Raw genomic sequence first — 16,753 nt, 5'->3', positions numbered from 1 at the left:
CCGGCCGCCGAGAATGTGTTTTCACGGCTGTTTTACCCGGAAGATGATTGCCCTAGTAGCTCAGTGGATAGAGCACGGCTCTCCTAAAGCCGGTGTCGGAGGTTCGATTCCTCTCTGGGGCACAAATACCCTCGTGACCTTTTACATATAGGGCGCGAGGGTTCTTTGTTTTTCTCACGACCGGCCACTACGCCCCCTCCTGAGAACGCATCACCCAGCAATTTCCAGAAACACTTGTGTTAGGCTTACCTAATCACGTGGCGTGTAGACTTCCGCCAGTACAAAACAGCCCAAGACTTGTTGAAGGACAGTGACAACTATGGCTGGCCTAGCTAAAGCAGCAGCACCGAAGCGTAAGCCCCGTAAGGCACACGAGGCAACAGTTACTGGACGTCGCCAGATTTCCCCAGACCTTGTTCGTTTGAGCATGAACTCGCCTGCATTTGTGGGCAAGGAGCTGGAGTTTACCGACCATTACATCAAATTATTGTTTGTGCCAGAGGACGCTGATTACTCCTGGCCGTTCGATATTGCGAAAATTCGCGCCGAACAGCCGCGAGACAAACTGCCAATCACCCGCACATACACTCTGATTAATGTGGACTCCGAAACCGGCGACTTTGACGTCGACTTCGTCACCCACGGCGATTCCGGCCTGGCTGGACCGTGGGCACGCGTAGCCGAAATCGGAGACAAGCGTGGCTTCTTAGGGCCAGGAGGCGCATGGGGACCTGCAGCAGAATATGAACACTTTGTACTCGCCGGAGACGAGTCCGCAGCGCCAGCTATCAGCGCCGGACTGAAGCACCTCCCAGCAGGCACGACCGCAACCGCATACATCGAAATCGAGTCCGAAGATCGGAAGTTTGAGCTCCCAACCCGAGAGGGTGTGGAAGTCCATTGGGTCCTCCGCAACGGCGCAACCCACGGCACAGAGCTATCCCGCGCAGTGCGCGAGGCGGGCATTCCAGAAGGTAAGAAAACTAGCTGGTTCATCCACGGTGTCGCCGAGATGATCAAGGAATTGCGCCGCTTCCTCTTCGTCGAATCTGAGATCCCGAAGAAAGACGTTTCCATTTCTGGCTACTGGCGTATCGGTATGACCGAAGACCAGTGGCAGTCTTCTAAACGAGAATTCAACGCTGAGGTTGAGGCCGAGGAGGAAAGAGCCAGGGCCTGACGCTTGCTCGAACGTTAGCGCTCGCTACGCCTTTCAACAACGACGCGTTTTCCTGCCAACCAGTCGAATGGGTGCCAGCGGCAAACAGCAACCCAAATCATCAGGACACCAAAAAACAGTTCAACGTTTGGCTCAAAACCCGTAGGCAAGAAAATCAGCGACAATAGGTAACAATTACGTACCGCTGCCCGCCAACCTCTGTGCCAAGAATCGTCTCCTGATTCGAGCTCCGATGTTCCCTCTGGCTGAGCGACTTCGAACGGAGTTGCCCCAGAGTCTGCTTTCCGCGCTGGAACAACGTGTAGCAAAAATGCGCTTTTACCAAACGTCTGTTCACCGCGAGCCTCTGCAACCACGCGCACAAAGAAAAAGACAGCTGGGAATATGACACCATACAAAATCCTGAACTCTGGCGGACTCGGCAGCGCCCAGTTCGCCATGGCTGCTTCCCACGCAAGTTTGCCAAGTGCCATAATGATGGCAACAAAGATTCCTACAAGGAACGAATCCAGTATCCACGCGCCACTGCGCCGAGCGAACAAATCCGCATTACTCTTTACGGGGAATCGATTCGGGGTGCGCCGATACATGGGACACACGCTATCAAAACCACTTATGACTTCACAGACGAATTGCCTTTCCCTACCGCACCCGTTCTGCCACGATTAGAAGCATCCAGTATGCAAATCGAAAAGTTGACTGTATAGTTGCCGGTTGAATCAACCTATCTATTGGGTGTCAGCAACTACCTTGCCAATAACTTGGCAAGTTCCCCTATAGCTGGCACCCCCAGTGGTTTTTCAGGAGACGCCGCCCCAGAAAGCCGAGAATTAAACCACGCGACGCAGGCCCGAGAAGCCCAGAAAGTGAGATGGATGTGAATACGCGAACTCAGCTGTCAGCCGTACAGCACCCTAAACTCACTGCCGTCCGGCGCAAGAACCGCCGGCAGCTGGCGCTGGCCTGCTGCTTCCTCACCTTCGCAGCCACGGCCACCAGCTGCGCCAACAGCGAAAGCGAGGAGGTTGCCGCGACGCAAACCTCGTCGTCAAGCCAACTTACTACGGTGTCGACGACGAGTTCGCCGACGACGACCGGACCAAAGGTTCGAGAAGGCGGTACGCCGCGCATCGGGCAGCTGTGCCCGAACCAGACCGGGGAAATACGAATGAGCGCCAACGGCCAGAATCTTGAATGCGCACAAGTCGGCGAGCAGGAAGTATGGACGGTGCTGCAGCAAACCCCCGCGAACCCGACATCGCAGCAAATGTGGATTTCCACTACTCCGACGACCACTGAGCCACTGCCTCAGGAACCTGAGCCGACGACTCCGAGCGAGAGCACAACGGAGACAAGTGAGACGGAGAGCTCGACGACCTCTGATACTTCCACGCCGCCCGATACTTCAACGACTCCGACAACCTCCGGCGAGCCGACAGAATCGGAATCGGAGCAGGAAGAGCAGCCAAGCGAAGATAATCATGGGCTCACCGGCCTGTTCCGCTAGGTTCGTCTCGGGCTGCGAGGTTCGTCGGCTCGGGGCTCCGTTAGGTAAGGTGCGCTAGCTCGCCCTAAAAACCAAAATCCGCTGCAACAATACTGCAGCGGATTTTTTATTTACCCAACAGATACGAAGAGACGAACCTGAACAGATCTGAGCCCGCCACAATGCGGCGGAGCACCCGCGCTCCCCTACTTGCGGTGACGGCGGTTGTAGAACGGCGTCGGCACGACGGTGGCGGTAATGTCGGCGCCTTCAACGGTCAGCTCAGTGCCAGTGGAGGACTGCCAACGCTGAACGTATGCAAAACCGATTGGGTGGCCCAAAGTCGGCGACACCTTGGCGGAAGTCAGCACACCAACCTCGTTACCTTCCGCATCAATGAGCTTGGTGCCACGCTTGGGAGCTTCATCACCGGAGAAACGCAGACCAACCAGCAGCTCCTTCGACTGCGGACGGTTAATCAGGGCATTGCGACCAATAAACTGCCCCTTGGTCGGCCCCATGATGGACTTCAAGCCGGCCTCCAGCGGAGTGCGGTCTCGAGTCAGCTCGTAGCCATAGAGCGGCATACCGGCCTCAAGACGCAGGGTGTCGCGGCAGGCCAGACCACACGGCAGCAGGCCGAGGTCAGCGCCGTTGTCAGCCGGATCCTCCGGGTTTTCCACCTTGCCACCTGCTGCAATGATTGCACGCCAGACCTCGACGGCGCGGTCAGCCGGCGGGAAGATCTCGAAGCCGTCCTCACCGGTGTAGCCGGTTCGGGCAACAATCATTTCCACACCTGCGACCTCGAGCAGAGTGCAAGAGTAGTAGTTCATGCCATCGAGAGTCGCGTGCAGATCCTGTGGCAACAGACGGCGCAGAAGCTTCGCAGCCTTCGGCCCTTGAATGGCCAGGAGCACATTCTTGTCATTCATGCGCTCAACCTCGACGTTGTAGCCACCAACGCGCTCGCGCAGCGTCGAGTACACATCTTCAGCGGCTGCGGCATTCTGCACCAGCATGAATTCGTGACTACCGAGGCGGTAAATGATGAGGTCATCAATAATGCCGCCGTCTTCCTGCACAATCATGGTGTACTTGGCACGACCCAACGCCAGCGGCTTGATTGCCGAAATCAGGGAGTGTGCAAGGAACGCCGCCGCATCCTCACCAGTGACGCGGATGATACCCATCAGCGACAGGTCGAAAACACCAACGGCCTCACGCACTGCGTTGTGCTCTGCAATTTCCGAAGAGTAGCGGAACGGCACTTCGTAGCCACCAACATTGCGCATTTCTGCGCCAAGGCTTACGTGCTCATCATGCAGGGCGCTACGGAAAGAATTGTTGTTCTCAGAAGCGCCAGAATTGTCAGTCATACACACTCCAATTATTGCGGTGGGGCAAACCAGATTGTTACCTTCCCACCTTATATCTAAGACTCCGCGCTCGCTTCCGCGAGCCCCTGCGGAGCCAGGGCAACAGGCCCGTCCATTAACTATCATGCACTGATTCGCACATGCTTGACGACGACCCCGCGCCCACCACAAAGGCCCCGCTACCAGTGACGATAACGGGGCTTTTGCATTTGTCTATTCAGTTAATTGAGTTTGGCCGAGCTGTTCGGGCAGCGTTGCCAGCCAAAGGCTCAGTGGTTATTAGTGATCAACCGCAGCCTCGGTACCAACACCGGTCAGGGAGCGAACTTCCATCTCAGCTGCCAGGTCATCGAAGTTATCCGGCTTACCCATGTAGGTGGCGATGATGCCAGCCAGGAACGCCAGCGGGATTGCGAGCAGACCCGGCGAGGTCAGCGGGAACCAGGAGAAGTCAACGGACGGAATCATCGAGGACTCAGCGCCGGAGACTGCCGGGGAGAAGATAATCAGAACCAGCGAGGCGATGACACCGGTGTACATGGAGGCAACTGCGCCTGCGGTGTTGAAGCGCTTCCAGAACAGGGACATCAGGATGGTCGGCACGTTTGCGGATGCTGCCACTGCGAAGGCCAGCGACACCAGGAAGGCGACGTTCTGCCCCATGGCCAGGATGCCGAGGATAATGGCGACAACACCCAGCACGATAACGGTAATGCGGGAGACACGAACCTGCTCGGCTTCCGTGGCCTGTCCCTTGCGAATCACGGCCTGGTAGAGGTCCTGGCCGACAGACGCGGAAGCGGTAATTGCCAGACCAGCGACCACGGCCAGCACGGTAGCGAACGCCACTGCGGAAATCACAGCCATGAAGATGGAGCCACCGATTTCGAAGGCCAGCAGCGGAGCTGCAGCGTTGGCCCCGCCCGGCGCGGCCATGATGCGGTCCGGGCCGACGAGTGCAGCAGCACCGTAGCCGAGCACCAGGGTCAGCAGGTAGAAACCACCGATGAGGATGATTGCCCAAGTCACGGACTTACGAGCTTCCTTTGCGGTCGGCACCGTGTAGAAGCGCATGAGCACGTGTGGCAGACCAGCAACACCGAGGACCAGTGCCAGGCCCAGAGAGATGAAGTCCAGCTGCTGGACGAAGGAGCCGCCGTACTTCAGACCCGGCTCAAGAATGGCGGAGGCTTCGTAGCCCTTCTCGGCGATGTAATCCGAGCTTGCGTGCATGTCCACTGCGTCCTGCAGGAGCTGGGAGAAGTTGCCCTTAACGCCAACCAGGATGATCAGGGTCATGATGATGACAGCACCGACCAGCAGGACGGCCTTAATCATCTGCACGTAAGTCGTGCCCTTCATACCACCGATGAGGACGTAGGCAACCATGATGATGCCGACGACTGCGACAACGATGGACTGCTGAGTGGAGTCGTGGATGTTGAGCAGCACGGCGACCAGGGAACCTGCACCGGCCATCTGCGCGATGAGGTAGAACAGGGTCACCGCGAGGGTCGAGATAGCAGCCGCAGTACGTACCGGGCGCTGCTTAAGACGGAAGGACAGCACGTCGGCCATGGTGAACTTACCGACGTTTCGCAGCGGCTCTGCAACCAACAGCAGCGCGACCAGCCAGGCTACGAAGAAGCCGATGGAGTAAAGGAATCCGTCGTAACCAGTCAGCGCGATGGCGCCGACGATACCGAGGAAGGAAGCCGCCGAGAGGTAGTCACCCGCAATGGCAAGACCGTTTTGGGTACCGGAGAACTGTGCGCCACCGGTGTAAAAGTCTGATGCTCCCTTGTTTCCGCCCTTGCCCACTCGAGTAACGATGAACATGGTCGCAACAATGAAGGCGACGAAGACCGCGATGTTGAGAATCGGGTTACCTGCTGCTGCAGTGTCATCTGCAGCAAAGAAACTAGTCAGCATGCCTATGCCTCCTTCTTTGCGACGATTTCAGCGATTTCTCCGCTTTCCAGTGCCTCGCGCAGCTCTGCCTGCATCGGCTCGAGCTTCTTGTTGGCGAAGTTGATGTACACCCAGGTGATGGCGAAGGTGGTCACGAACTGAAGCAGACCAAGGACGATGCCCAGGTTGATATTGCCTAGTACGGGAGTCGCCATGAGGTCTGGCGCGAACGTCGCAAACAGAACGAATGCGATGTACCACACCAGACCTGCGACGGTCATCGGGATGGCGAAAGAACGGAATGTAGAGCGGAGCTCTTGGAACTGCGCTGAGTTTTGCACGTAGCGGTACTCGGCCGCCTGTGGCTTATGCCGGTCTGCCGGCAAGGGAGTTGCGGACACGGGCTAATCCTTTCCAGGAAGTTATGCAGGTGTTCGTAATGAGGTCCAGCACAGCCACCCCGAGGGTGTGCCATGCACCACATTTTTCATTATGTGTGGAAACAAAGTTACCTGGAACACAGTTAGCAAAGAAGTTAAATGCGGCTAACTACTTCTCAGCGAGCCTTAAGGCACCCCCAAAAACGCCATTACCTGCATACTTAGGCGCCGTTTTTACTACCCCCATTTACGCCGTTGTACTCGTGTTCTCCGCTTCTTCCGGCAATGGCTTACTCTGACGCCACCACCACAGCGCTTCGATAATGCCCGCACCGATGGCTCCCACAATCAGCGCGGGAATCAACAGCTCCCACCCTACCCAGTACAGATTAAGCACTGTGGCCACTGAACGAACCGAGAAGATGAACAGGTAGGCTCCTGCCGATACCGCCAGCAACAGAACCTTCCACCAGGTGTATGGCCTAGCCACGACCACCAAAACCCAAAATGCCGAAACAATCAGCACAATGAGGGTCGCAGTAGACGCCTCCCCTCGTGCCGCATCGCTGGCGTCGACTCCCGGGTTTGCCCACAACCAAAACATGAAGGTCAACAACCCCACCGTGATGCCCGCCGGTATCGCTAAGCGCAACACGCGCCGTACGAAACCATCGCGCGCACGCTCCAAGTTAGGAGCCAACGACAGCACGAAGGCCGGGATTCCAATCGTGAACCATCCCGTAATGGTCACATGAATCGGCTCGAATGGATAATCCATCCCCCACAGCCCCACAGCCAGCGCCAGCACCACCGAGTAGATAGTCTTCGTCAAGAAGAGGTTGGCCACGCGCTCGATATTGCCAATGACGCGACGCCCCTCCGCCACAATCATCGGCATCACGGCGAAGCGATTATCCAACAGCACCAACTGCGCAACCGAACGTGTCGCCGGCGCCCCATCGCCCATAGCCACGCCCAGGTTCGCCGCTTTTAGCGCCAGCACATCATTGACACCATCACCGGTCATCGCCACATGATGCCCCCGCGACTGCAGCGCATGAACCATATCGCGCTTATTCTCGGCCGTGACACGGCCGAAGATCTGCCGCGACTCCACAATGTCTGCGAACTCGTTGCGGATCTCGGTGGGCTTGGCTTCGCTATTCTCATCGCGGCTGACCGGAAGCTCAGACGCATCGACAGGATTGTTAGCCCCCTCCATTTCCAGCTCACGTGCAACAGCCCCCACGGAGCGGTCATTGTCACCAGAAATGACCTTGACCTCGACGCCTTCTTCATAGAAGTAGGCCACCGTGTCCGCCGCATCTGAACGCACCTTCTGCCCCAGCACGACAAGTGCGACTGGCTCCAACTCCACCTCGCCACTCTTCCGCAGCGCACCGCCGGGCAGGTCATCTGCCCCAACTGATGTCCGCGCGAGCAGGAGCACACGAAGTCCTTCCTCCATAAGCTGCCGAGCTTTCTGCATGCCGACCGCGGAGTCGTCGACAAGCACATCGGGCGCGCCGAAAACCCACGTCGCACCGCCGTGATACGTCAGCGCCGACCACTTATTCGCCGAGGCAAAGGGGCGGGTTCTGGCTTGTTCATGCTTTACGACGTCCCCTGCGTCCGCAAGCCCATCGAGCAGTGCACGAGCCGTTGCGTTGGGACGATCGTCGAGCTTGCACAGATCGATGAGTGCGGAGTCGACCTCATCGCGGGAGGTACCGTCACCCGATACGATGTCGACTTCCACTAGCTGCATCGCATTTTCGGTGAGCGTGCCAGTTTTGTCGACACACACGGTGTCGACACGCGCGAGACCTTCGATGGCGGGCAACTCATTGACCAGCACTCGATGTCGCCCCAAGCGCACCACCCCAAGGGCAAATGCGATGGTGGTCATGAGGACAAGCCCCTCAGGGACCATGGGCACCAGCGTGGCGACCATCCCCAGCAGCGCATCGTTGAAATCATCGCCGGCGACAAAGAGCTGCGTATAGATTGCCAGGGCGCCGACGGGAATGAGAATCCAGGAAATGTAGGTCAGGATCTTGTTGATGCCGCGGAAGAGCTGGGAATCAGTCAGCGTGAATTTGTTGGCCTCAGCTGCGAGCTTGGCGGCGTAAGCCTCCTTGCCCACTTTGGTGGCCTGATATCGCGCCGACCCCACCACGACCGAGGAACCCGAGTAGACCATGTCCCCAACGCTCTTATCGACGGCATCGGATTCACCGGTGAGAGAGGACTCATCGACAGCCACGTCAGAGGCGTAGCGGAGAATACCATCAACGACGATTTGGTCACCGGGACCAACCTCGATGAGATCGTCGAGGACGACGGACTCGCGGTCGATCTCGCGAGCAGGCTCCCTGTCGCGAATGACCATGGGTTTTGCACGGCCGACAATGGAAAGCTTGTCCAGTGTGCGCTTGGCACGCAGTTCTTGGATGATGCCGACGATAGAGTTGGCGATAATCAGCAGACCAAAGGCACCGTTGACGATTGAGCCGGTATAGAGCACGACTGCGAATAAAACAGCGAGAATACCGTTAATCCGGGTAAACACATTGGCACGGATAATGTCCCACACACTGCGCCCGGATGTTGGCGGCAGCTCGTTGACGTGCCCCAACTCGATGCGTTGCTGGACCTGCTGTTGAGTAAGACCACTGTCGGGAGTTTTCCACGAGCCCATGCCTGCCTACCCTATTCGCCTAATTGCTGAACCTATTCGACCTATTTGCCAATGAAATTTGGTTCGCGCTTTTCGGCTCGCGCCTTCGATGCCTCCGCAGCATCCTCGGAAGCCCACACCGTGTCGTAGAGCTCCTGCTGGTAGTCCTTCAACGGGCTATGTGTCTCATCGTCGTTGAGCACTGCCTTGTGGTAGGCCAGCGACAGGGGCGCGTAGGTGGCGATACGAAGCGCTACCTCCTCCGCCTTGTCCGGACCACCGAGGTAGGAAGCCAGACCACAACCGCGGGCGGCTTCCTGATCCATGCGCTCGGCCGCCAACAAAATAGTGCGGGCGCGGGCACCGCCGACGAGTACGCGTACACGGCGAATTGTCCAGGCATCGACAGCGATACCGAGCTTGACCGGCGGAATCATAAACCAGCCGCGCTCACCCACGACGCGCAAATCGGCCGCCATCGCCAGCTGCATACCAGCCCCGACAGCCGGCCCCTGCACATCCGCTATAACCACCAGACGGCTGGCCTCGATTGTGCGCAGCATTCGACGGAGCTGTTCGTGGAAGGAATCTTCATGGTGCTGGCCACTCAGGTCAGCACCAGCGCAGAAAGCACGACCTTCGCCGCGCAGCAGGATAACGCGCTGCTCTGGAACCTCAGCGGCAGCTTCCACCGCATCGGCGATGTCACGACACACGTCGGCAGTCAAGGAGTTGCGCTTATGATCTCGGTCGATGGTGATAGTGACAATTGCGCCGTCGGCTTCGACGCGGATTTCAGATGCTGGGTTCGTCATAGCATTTAGGCTACCCGCGAAATACCAATAGTGATGGGGCTATAAGCAAATCTAAATTCGCTTATTCGTTGCCGAATACCCGCGGGTCGCCGCTCAGGCGCCCGTCGGCACGCGCCATCGACGCAATCGTTTCCATGTCCTCGTCGGTGAGTTCAAAGTCGGTGACCTGAAAGTTCTCCTTGATGCGCGACGGCGTGCCCGACTTCGGGATGGCCACGATACCACGCTGAAGGTGCCAGCGGATAGCAACTTGGGCGGGAGTTTTACCCAGGCGATCTGCGATTTCAGCAATCGACGAGCCCTCAAAGTACTTCGCGCGCCCCAGCGGCGACCAAGCCTGCGTGACGATACCGCGACGGCGATCGTCTTCAACCTGCTCATTCTGCGGGAACTGCGGATGCAGCTCAATCTGGTTGACCACCGGAGTCTCCGAGAGCTGGTCGAGCACCTCTGGGTAAAAGTTCGCCACACCAACCGAGCGAATCAGCCCCTCACGCTTGAGCTCCAGCAGCGTATCGAAACACTGCCCAAACGTCCCCTGCTTCTCCACCGGCCAGTGCACAAGCACCAGGTCAACGTAGTCAAGGCTGAGCCGTTCTAAAGATGCCCGCACGGACTCGCGCGTCGCCGCCGACCCCTGCGCATCGTTCCAGACCTTCGTGGTCACGAAGATATCTTCACGCTTTACGACGTTCGCAGCGACCGCATCAGCAATACCCTGCCCAACCCCTCGCTCATTGCGATAGAGCGATGCGGTGTCGATGTGGCGGTAGCCGATTTCCAGGGCGTAGCGCACGGATTCGCGCGCCTGCTCATCGTCAAGCTTGTAGGTACCGAACCCCAGAATCGGGATGGCGTTGCCATCGACCATTTCCACGTTGGCAATTCCGGTTGTCGCTGCATCGTACTTCAGATTGAGTGTGGTCATGCCAACCGAGTGTACGGACTGAAAATTTTTTAGATTTTTTCTACCCCGCTGACCTGCGGTTTAGAAAGGTGAGTGCGCTTCATTTTGTTGTAAACAGTTGACGCAGCGTTGTGTTTATACAACACTTTGGAGTGTGTCCCCAAAGATTAAACCCAAAGAACCGATATTCAACAGAATTTCAGTGCTGCGGGCAGAACACGGACTCAGCCGAGCCGAACTAGCCAAACAAGTAGAGGTCAATCCTCAAACGATTGGCGCGTTGGAGCGAGGTGACCACTACCCCAGCTTGGATCTGGCATTTCGCATCTGCGCGGTGTTCGATCTCCCCGTTGAGGCGGTGTTTTCTCGCGAGGAATTCAAGCCCATGTCCTCTGCCCTATACCGAAAGGAAAGCTAACGATGCCAGCTATTCGGACTGAAGACGCAACACCGAACTTTTTCGAAAAGCTAGAAGCCCGGCGCGAAGCGAAGTACACAAAGCGTGTCGAGCAGATGTCGAGCTGGTTGCCCAAGTGGCGCAACCAGGCGGCGCGGCGGAAGCTGGTCATCGCATTCGAGGTGTGCCTTGTGCTGATGCTGCTGAGCGGCATCGCGCTTCTCGGTAGCCTGACCGATATTTTCCCGGGATGGCTTTCTCTGCTCTGGCCAGTGATTTCCCTCATTATGGTCGTCGTCTGGACCAGCCTCAACATCACAGTCGACATGGTTGACAGCGCACCGACCTCGCTACTGGACGAATACCAGCAGGAACAGATTCTGAACCTGCGGGGGCTGACATATCGCTGCTTCACCTACTTCGGCTTGGTGGCCTTCCTTGCTCTCGTTCTGGTGGGCACCTATGTCCTGAACGCGCAACCTGACTGGGGACGCTACATTCCGTACAGCTTCGGAATCTTCGGAATTATCGCTTTCCTCTACATTTCCACGCTGCCCACCGTCGTCTACGCCTGGAATCTGCGCGACGACTAGTACGGGCTCAAAAACTCATATCCCTCCTCTGCCCTTCACTCCTCAATCTAAGGATCACCATGAACAGCCTCATTATTGACGGGCTTGAGAAGTCCTACGGAGACCTGCAGGTTCTCCGTGGCATGAGCTTCCAAGTTCACCCTGGAGAAATCTACGGCTTCGTCGGCTCTAACGGTGCCGGCAAGACCACCACTATGCGCATTGCCCTGGGCGTGCTGGCCACCGATAAAGGCGAGGTGCGCATCGGCGATACCCCGATGAATGACTCGCTGCGCCGCACGATTGGCTACATGCCAGAAGAACGCGGCCTCTACCCCAAGGCTGAAGTCCGCAAGCAGCTGATTTACTTTGCTCGCCTACACGGTGTGCCCACCAAGCGCGCGGAATCCAATGCCGACAACTTGTTGGAGCGCCTCGGTCTCACCGAGCGTGCCAACGACAAGGTCGACACGCTCTCGCTCGGCAATCAGCAGCGCGTGCAGCTGGCAGCCTCCCTCGTCCACGACCCAGAAATACTAGTCCTCGACGAGCCCTTCTCTGGTCTCGACCCAGTTGCGGTCAAGGTGATGAGCTCCGTACTCAAGGAGTACGCCGACCGCGGCACCCCGATTGTGTTCTCTTCCCACCAGCTCGACCTTGTCGAGCGCATGTGTGACCGCGTCGGCATCATCCGCGACGGCCGCATGCTCGTGGAAGGCACTGTTGATGAGCTGCGAGCACGGGGCCCACGGGCTTTCGTCGTCAAGCTCGATGGTGCGCCCCAGGATTGGGCGACCTCCGTCGAGGGCGTGACAAGCGTGGAGCGTGATACCCATGGTGCCACCGTCGTTCACCTCGATTCCAACGCCCCCGCCGACACCGACCAGAAGCTGCTACACAGCGCGATGGCAGCGGGAACGGTCCGTTCGTTTGGACCTCTGCAAATTCCACTTACCGAGCTCTACCAGGAGGCCGTACAGCAATGAGCACCAACACTTACAACGCCTCAACGGCCGTCAAGACTGTTTTCGTCCGCGAACTCCGCGAGCATCTGCTGAAGAAAAGCTCGCTAATCACGCTCATCATCATGGCAGTGGCGGCCGTCGGCGGTATCTTCGTTGCCGACTACATGACCTCCAAGTCCGATAATGACACCGTAAAAATCGCGGTCGTCGGAGAAGCGCCGTTCGCGGACTCTCTCGCCGACGCTACCGCCGAAATAAAGGATGCTGAAGGCGCGGATGCCGCAGCCGGCGCATTTGCCACAGCATCGCTCTCACCGTTGGAGATTACGTCCGCGGCAGACGACAAGGCCGCTCGCGCTGCCGTCACCGACGGCGACGCCGACGCCGCTCTCGTCCCCGACACCGCAGAAGGCAAGGAGAGCTCGTGGAAGCTGCTTGCCGACGACGCCCCATCCTGGCTGGCCCCAATGCTGCAGGAATCGCTGCAGAAACAAAATGAAGCCATGCTGCTCAGCGAAAACGGAATCAACCCCAGCGAGTTTTTCTCCAAGACTCAAAGCGCAGCCGTGTCGGTGGAGTCGCTGGATGAAGCCAAAGACGAGAAGATGCCCGCAGTGGTCATCACACTGATTGGTGTGATGGTCATGATGACCGCCATCCTCGTCTTCGGCGGCGCGGTGGCCACCAGCGTCATCGAGGAGAAGTCCTCCCGCGTCATCGAGATCATTCTCTCGACCGTTCGCCCGGCGCACCTGCTGGCTGGCAAGATCCTCGGCGCCGGTCTGGCTGGCATCATCATGATGAGCGTGCTGACCGCCAGCGCCGCAGTTGCCCTCATGATTACCGGATTGGCGGAGAGCTTCGATGTGCCGTGGTCCGCAGTCTGGCTGCTGGTCCCGTGCTTCATCCTCGGTTACTTCTTCTTCGCCGCGCTGTATGCAGCCTCCGCATCCTTGGTCAGCCGTATGGAAGATTTCCAGGGCGCACAGATGCCGGTACTGGTGTTCTCGCTGATCACGATGTATGTTCCGCTGTTTGGCTGGAGCAAGCTGGACTCTACCGTCATGCAGATTGCAGCGTGGATTCCACCGGTTTCCATCACCACTGCCCCGATGCAGTACGCCGTTGGCAACTTCTCCGCACTCCAGTTGGCGGCTTCGCTGCTAATCATGGTTGTGGGAGTAGCCGCAGTCATCGCACTCGCCGCCTGGATCTACCCGCGCAATGTCCTGCGCACCGGTGCCGCGGTCAGCTGGAAGAAGGCTCTGACAGCCAAGAGCTAGCCCCAGCCCTGCCCAAAAGAGCGTGGCTCCTTCGGTCACGGTCACCTAAAACCGAATCATCGTCAATCGCGTAGTTTGCTCAGCGCACCTTATAGGCCTTTGCGCAGCGCGCCTTATAGAACATGGTCCGCCGCAAACTGCGCGATTTTTCCTGTCTCGCCATAGGAGGTCTGCGCCCCCACGCCTGTCGCCGCATGAGCCGAGACCACCGCCGCAAGACGAGCTGCCGTCACCACATCATCGCCCGCGGCCAACGCGGTGAGGACCGTACCCATGTACGCATCACCGCAGCCCGTGGTGTCCACGACCTCGATGGGCAGCGCTGGAATGCGAGTGACTGCCACCTCGCTTTCCGACGTCCTCAAGACCGCAGACCCCTCCCCGCCAAGTGTGACAATGGCCGTGGAAATCCCGTGTTCGTCGGCAAGCGCGCGCCCAACCGCATCCCACTGACCGTGCTCGCAACCGGCGACCGCGCGCTCGGAGCCGATGATGGCTGCGAGTTCGTGCTCGTTGACAATGAGGACATCGACCAGCGCGAGCAGATCCTCACTGACCGCCCGAATCGGCGACAGGTTGAACACCACCGGCACACCCGCATCGTGGGCAATCTGTGCGGCGGCCAGGACAGCCTCATCACAAATCTCCAGACACAGACCGAGGCACCCAGCCCGCTGAATCTTGTCCGCATGACTGCGCACCATCTCAGCATCGACTTCACCATTGGCGCCAGCGGAGATGACAATGAAATTCTCCGCCGCATCATCAACGACAATCATGGCTGTACCAGTGGCAGAGTCGACGGTCTCAACTGCAGAGATGTCCACGTGAGCGTCGGTAAGCGCGTCGCGCAGCAACTGCGCATTGGGATCCGAACCGACCGCGCCGACCAGTTCCACGGCCGCGCCCAGTCTTCCAGCCGTCGCCGCCTGATTCGCCGACTTACCGCCCGGCAGAATGCGCAGAGGACTGCCCTCGATAGTCTCGCCACCATGCGGCAGGCGCTTCACGGTGACGGTCAGGTCTGCGTTGATGGAACCGACGACACATACGTTTGGCCTCTGTTCAGCCAGCTCGGTGAGGCGCTCAGTAATCGGCATTGGTTCGACTCCTCGGTAGTGCGGACACGTTTTTTCCGACAATAGCGCTACCCCTTTCCGCCCACCATCAACTAAGCCGGTTTACCCCTTGTTTACTACCGTGGAGGTATGGCTAGAATCAGCGCCCAACAAGTAATAGATACCGTCCTCGACCACGGAAGTTTCACATCCTGGGACGGCGCGCCCGAGCACGGCAACATCGACGAGGCCTACCGCGGCACACTGTCCCGCGCCGCTGAGAAAACCGGTCTCGATGAGGCCGTTATCACCGGCGAAGGCACCGTCGGCGGCAAGCGCGTCGCCGTCATCTGTTCTGAGTTCGGCTTCCTCGGCGGTTCTATCGGCGCCGCAACCGCTCGTCGTATTATTCGCAGCATCGAGCGCGCGACTGCGGAGCAGCTGCCCCTGTTGCTCTCCCCGACCTCGGGCGGCACTCGCATGCAGGAGGGCACTGCGGCGTTCGCGCTCATGATCTCTATTACCACCGCAGTGGCGCGCCACAAGGATTCTCACTTGCCATTCCTGGTGTACCTGCGCAATCCCACCACCGGTGGTGTCATGGCGTCGTGGGGGTCGGCAGGCCACTTCACCTTCGCAGAGCCCGGCGCACTTCTCGGCTTCCTCGGCCCGCGCGTCGTCGAGCTCGCTACCGGCGAACCCATGCCCGAAGGCGTTCAGACCTCCGAGAACCTGTTCAAGCAGGGCATTATCGACGGCATCATTCCGCTCGAAGGTCTGCGCGGCGCTGTCCGCCGCACCATCGACGTGCTTGCCGACGGAGACCCCAGCGAACCCACCCCACCGCCAGTAGCAGCCATTGATGGTCGCGATACCTGGGAAGCTATCCTGCGCACCCGCGATACTTCTCGTCCAGGTGGCGGCGACATTATCGATGCCCTTGTCGACTGCTCCGTGCCGATTTCCGGCACTGGCGATGGCCACAAGTCGCTGTCGGTTCGGGCTCGCCTGGCGCGGATTGGTGAGCGGCCGGTGATTCTGGTCGCCCAGGATCGCCATAATCAGCCACCCCTGGGCACGCATCCAATGGGTCCGGGTTCTCTGCGTTTTGCCCGCCGTGCGATGCGCATCGCGGAAAGCCTGAACATTCCGCTGGTCACGGTCATTGACACCCCAGGCGCTGAGTTGACCAAGGACGCCGAGGAAAATGCCATGGCCGGCGAGATTGCCCGCACCTTGACCACGCTGGTGAACTTGAAGGTTCCGACCGTGTCACTCATTCTCGGCCAGGGCTGCGGTGGCGGTGCGCTGGCCATGCTGCCCTCTGACCGCGTGCTGGCAATGCACGATGCTTGGATGTCTCCGTTGCCGCCGGAGGGTGCTTCGGCGATTATCTACCGGGACACCGAGCATGCCCCGGAAATGATGGAGGAGCAGGGCGTTGGCGCCGAGGCCATGCTGAAGACCGGGGTCATCGACGAGATTGTGGCCGAACCTGAGAATCCGGCCGAACTGCCCCGCCGTGCTCTGAGTGCTATCGAGCACGCCCTCTGGGAGCTGGAGAAGAATCCGGCTCGCGTTGGCCGTGAGCAGCGTTTCGACCACTACCGTCGCTTCGCGCTGGGTGAGTAAGGGGTCTGGGGGCTGGTGTGGGGCTGGTGTGGGGCTGGTTTGGGCCTTCAGCCCCCCCACCCCAACCTCAGAAAGCAAGAAAGTGACTGAGTTTATGACACTTTTGGG

15 protein-coding genes and 1 tRNA gene are annotated in these 16,753 nt (G+C 58.8%); 8 read left to right on the top strand and 8 right to left on the bottom strand.

Annotated features, from left to right (window positions below):
- The first annotated feature begins 49 nt into the window (after nt 1-49).
- Together CHU70_RS03900 and CHU70_RS03895 are read left to right on the top strand one after the other, a co-directional pair.
- A tRNA-Arg gene (locus CHU70_RS03900) sits at nt 50-122 on the top strand.
- Between the two features lie 197 nt (nt 123-319).
- Entirely contained in the window at nt 320-1,180 is an 861-nt protein-coding gene (locus CHU70_RS03895; protein ID WP_016423293.1) for a siderophore-interacting protein, read from the top strand.
- A gap of 14 nt (nt 1,181-1,194) precedes the next feature.
- On the opposite strand, the gene CHU70_RS03890 is transcribed toward CHU70_RS03895, so the two are convergent.
- Complete coding sequence (locus CHU70_RS03890) at nt 1,195-1,770, bottom strand: RDD family protein (RefSeq protein WP_070545928.1); 576 nt, start codon at nt 1,768-1,770, stop codon at nt 1,195-1,197.
- 281 nt (nt 1,771-2,051) lie between these two features.
- On the opposite strand from CHU70_RS03890, the gene CHU70_RS03885 reads away from it, so the two are divergent.
- Nucleotides 2,052-2,687, top strand: a complete 636-nt coding sequence (locus tag CHU70_RS03885) for a hypothetical protein (protein ID WP_048733659.1) — start codon at nt 2,052-2,054, stop codon at nt 2,685-2,687.
- 185 nt (nt 2,688-2,872) lie between these two features.
- Here CHU70_RS03885 and gcvT read toward each other — a convergent pair whose 3' ends face one another.
- From gcvT to CHU70_RS03855, 6 genes are all read right to left on the bottom strand, one after another.
- Nucleotides 2,873-4,045 (bottom strand): glycine cleavage system aminomethyltransferase GcvT, encoded by a 1,173-nt coding sequence (gene gcvT / locus CHU70_RS03880; protein ID WP_016423296.1) that lies wholly within the window; start codon nt 4,043-4,045, stop codon nt 2,873-2,875.
- A 279-nt stretch (nt 4,046-4,324) separates the two neighbouring features.
- A complete protein-coding gene (locus CHU70_RS03875; protein ID WP_070549884.1) occupies nt 4,325-5,977 on the bottom strand; it encodes a cation acetate symporter in 1,653 nt (550 codons plus the stop codon).
- Nucleotides 5,978-5,979: 2 nt separating this feature from the next.
- Nucleotides 5,980-6,357: a DUF485 domain-containing protein gene (locus CHU70_RS03870; protein ID WP_016423298.1), complete on the bottom strand. Its 378-nt coding sequence runs from the start codon at nt 6,355-6,357 to the stop codon at nt 5,980-5,982.
- 226 nt (nt 6,358-6,583) lie between these two features.
- The gene (locus tag CHU70_RS03865; protein WP_147719000.1) at nt 6,584-9,037 is read right to left on the bottom strand and encodes an HAD-IC family P-type ATPase; all 2,454 of its coding nucleotides are present in this window, start codon (nt 9,035-9,037) and stop codon (nt 6,584-6,586) included.
- 41 nt (nt 9,038-9,078) lie between these two features.
- Nucleotides 9,079-9,831 carry an enoyl-CoA hydratase gene (locus CHU70_RS03860; protein WP_048733677.1) on the bottom strand — a complete coding sequence of 251 codons (753 nt, stop codon included), beginning with the start codon at nt 9,829-9,831 and terminating at the stop codon, nt 9,079-9,081.
- A gap of 61 nt (nt 9,832-9,892) precedes the next feature.
- The gene (locus CHU70_RS03855; RefSeq protein WP_147719001.1) at nt 9,893-10,759 is read right to left on the bottom strand and encodes an aldo/keto reductase; all 867 of its coding nucleotides are present in this window, start codon (nt 10,757-10,759) and stop codon (nt 9,893-9,895) included.
- A 133-nt stretch (nt 10,760-10,892) separates the two neighbouring features.
- On the opposite strand from CHU70_RS03855, the gene CHU70_RS03850 reads away from it, so the two are divergent.
- The 4 genes from CHU70_RS03850 to CHU70_RS03835 are packed head-to-tail and all read left to right on the top strand — an operon-like array spanning nt 10,893 to nt 13,955.
- Nucleotides 10,893-11,156, top strand: coding sequence for a helix-turn-helix transcriptional regulator (locus CHU70_RS03850; protein WP_042388879.1), 264 nt, complete (start codon nt 10,893-10,895; stop codon nt 11,154-11,156).
- A gap of 2 nt (nt 11,157-11,158) precedes the next feature.
- Nucleotides 11,159-11,728: a hypothetical protein gene (locus tag CHU70_RS03845; RefSeq protein ID WP_049189717.1), complete on the top strand. Its 570-nt coding sequence runs from the start codon at nt 11,159-11,161 to the stop codon at nt 11,726-11,728.
- A gap of 59 nt (nt 11,729-11,787) precedes the next feature.
- Nucleotides 11,788-12,693: an ABC transporter ATP-binding protein gene (locus CHU70_RS03840; protein WP_069359659.1), complete on the top strand. Its 906-nt coding sequence runs from the start codon at nt 11,788-11,790 to the stop codon at nt 12,691-12,693.
- Nucleotides 12,690-13,955 carry an ABC transporter permease gene (locus CHU70_RS03835; RefSeq protein WP_147719002.1) on the top strand — a complete coding sequence of 422 codons (1,266 nt, stop codon included), beginning with the start codon at nt 12,690-12,692 and terminating at the stop codon, nt 13,953-13,955. Before CHU70_RS03840 ends, CHU70_RS03835 begins: the two co-directional genes overlap by 4 nt.
- A gap of 113 nt (nt 13,956-14,068) precedes the next feature.
- On the opposite strand, the gene CHU70_RS03830 is transcribed toward CHU70_RS03835, so the two are convergent.
- On the bottom strand, nt 14,069-15,055 hold the full coding sequence (locus tag CHU70_RS03830; protein ID WP_147719003.1) for a ribokinase: 987 nt from the start codon (nt 15,053-15,055) through the stop codon (nt 14,069-14,071).
- A 108-nt stretch (nt 15,056-15,163) separates the two neighbouring features.
- On the opposite strand from CHU70_RS03830, the gene CHU70_RS03825 reads away from it, so the two are divergent.
- The gene (locus tag CHU70_RS03825; RefSeq protein ID WP_070601703.1) at nt 15,164-16,645 is read left to right on the top strand and encodes a carboxyl transferase domain-containing protein; all 1,482 of its coding nucleotides are present in this window, start codon (nt 15,164-15,166) and stop codon (nt 16,643-16,645) included.
- Nucleotides 16,646-16,753: the final 108 nt, after the last annotated feature.

The sequence above is a fragment of the Corynebacterium sp. LK10 genome, from assembly GCF_008042455.1.
Taxonomy (GTDB): domain Bacteria; phylum Actinomycetota; class Actinomycetes; order Mycobacteriales; family Mycobacteriaceae; genus Corynebacterium; species Corynebacterium jeikeium_D.
Note: the sequence above shows the minus strand (reverse complement) of the source record. Positions and strands in the feature narration are given on the sequence as shown.

What these genes read in the sequence shown, in the direction of transcription:
- CHU70_RS03895 (WP_016423293.1), top strand. Translation starts at nt 320, where the DNA reads ATGGCTGGCCTAGCTAAAGCAGCAGCACCGAAGCGTAAGCCCCGTAAG.
- CHU70_RS03890 (WP_070545928.1), bottom strand. Translation starts at nt 1,770, where the DNA reads ATGTATCGGCGCACCCCGAATCGATTCCCCGTAAAGAGTAATGCGGAT.
- CHU70_RS03885 (WP_048733659.1), top strand. Translation starts at nt 2,052, where the DNA reads ATGGATGTGAATACGCGAACTCAGCTGTCAGCCGTACAGCACCCTAAA.
- gcvT (WP_016423296.1), bottom strand. Translation starts at nt 4,045, where the DNA reads ATGACTGACAATTCTGGCGCTTCTGAGAACAACAATTCTTTCCGTAGC.
- CHU70_RS03875 (WP_070549884.1), bottom strand. Translation starts at nt 5,977, where the DNA reads ATGCTGACTAGTTTCTTTGCTGCAGATGACACTGCAGCAGCAGGTAAC.
- CHU70_RS03865 (WP_147719000.1), bottom strand. Translation starts at nt 9,037, where the DNA reads ATGGGCTCGTGGAAAACTCCCGACAGTGGTCTTACTCAACAGCAGGTC.
- CHU70_RS03860 (WP_048733677.1), bottom strand. Translation starts at nt 9,831, where the DNA reads ATGACGAACCCAGCATCTGAAATCCGCGTCGAAGCCGACGGCGCAATT.
- CHU70_RS03855 (WP_147719001.1), bottom strand. Translation starts at nt 10,759, where the DNA reads ATGACCACACTCAATCTGAAGTACGATGCAGCGACAACCGGAATTGCC.
- CHU70_RS03845 (WP_049189717.1), top strand. Translation starts at nt 11,159, where the DNA reads ATGCCAGCTATTCGGACTGAAGACGCAACACCGAACTTTTTCGAAAAG.
- CHU70_RS03840 (WP_069359659.1), top strand. Translation starts at nt 11,788, where the DNA reads ATGAACAGCCTCATTATTGACGGGCTTGAGAAGTCCTACGGAGACCTG.
- CHU70_RS03835 (WP_147719002.1), top strand. Translation starts at nt 12,690, where the DNA reads ATGAGCACCAACACTTACAACGCCTCAACGGCCGTCAAGACTGTTTTC.
- CHU70_RS03830 (WP_147719003.1), bottom strand. Translation starts at nt 15,055, where the DNA reads ATGCCGATTACTGAGCGCCTCACCGAGCTGGCTGAACAGAGGCCAAAC.
- CHU70_RS03825 (WP_070601703.1), top strand. Translation starts at nt 15,164, where the DNA reads ATGGCTAGAATCAGCGCCCAACAAGTAATAGATACCGTCCTCGACCAC.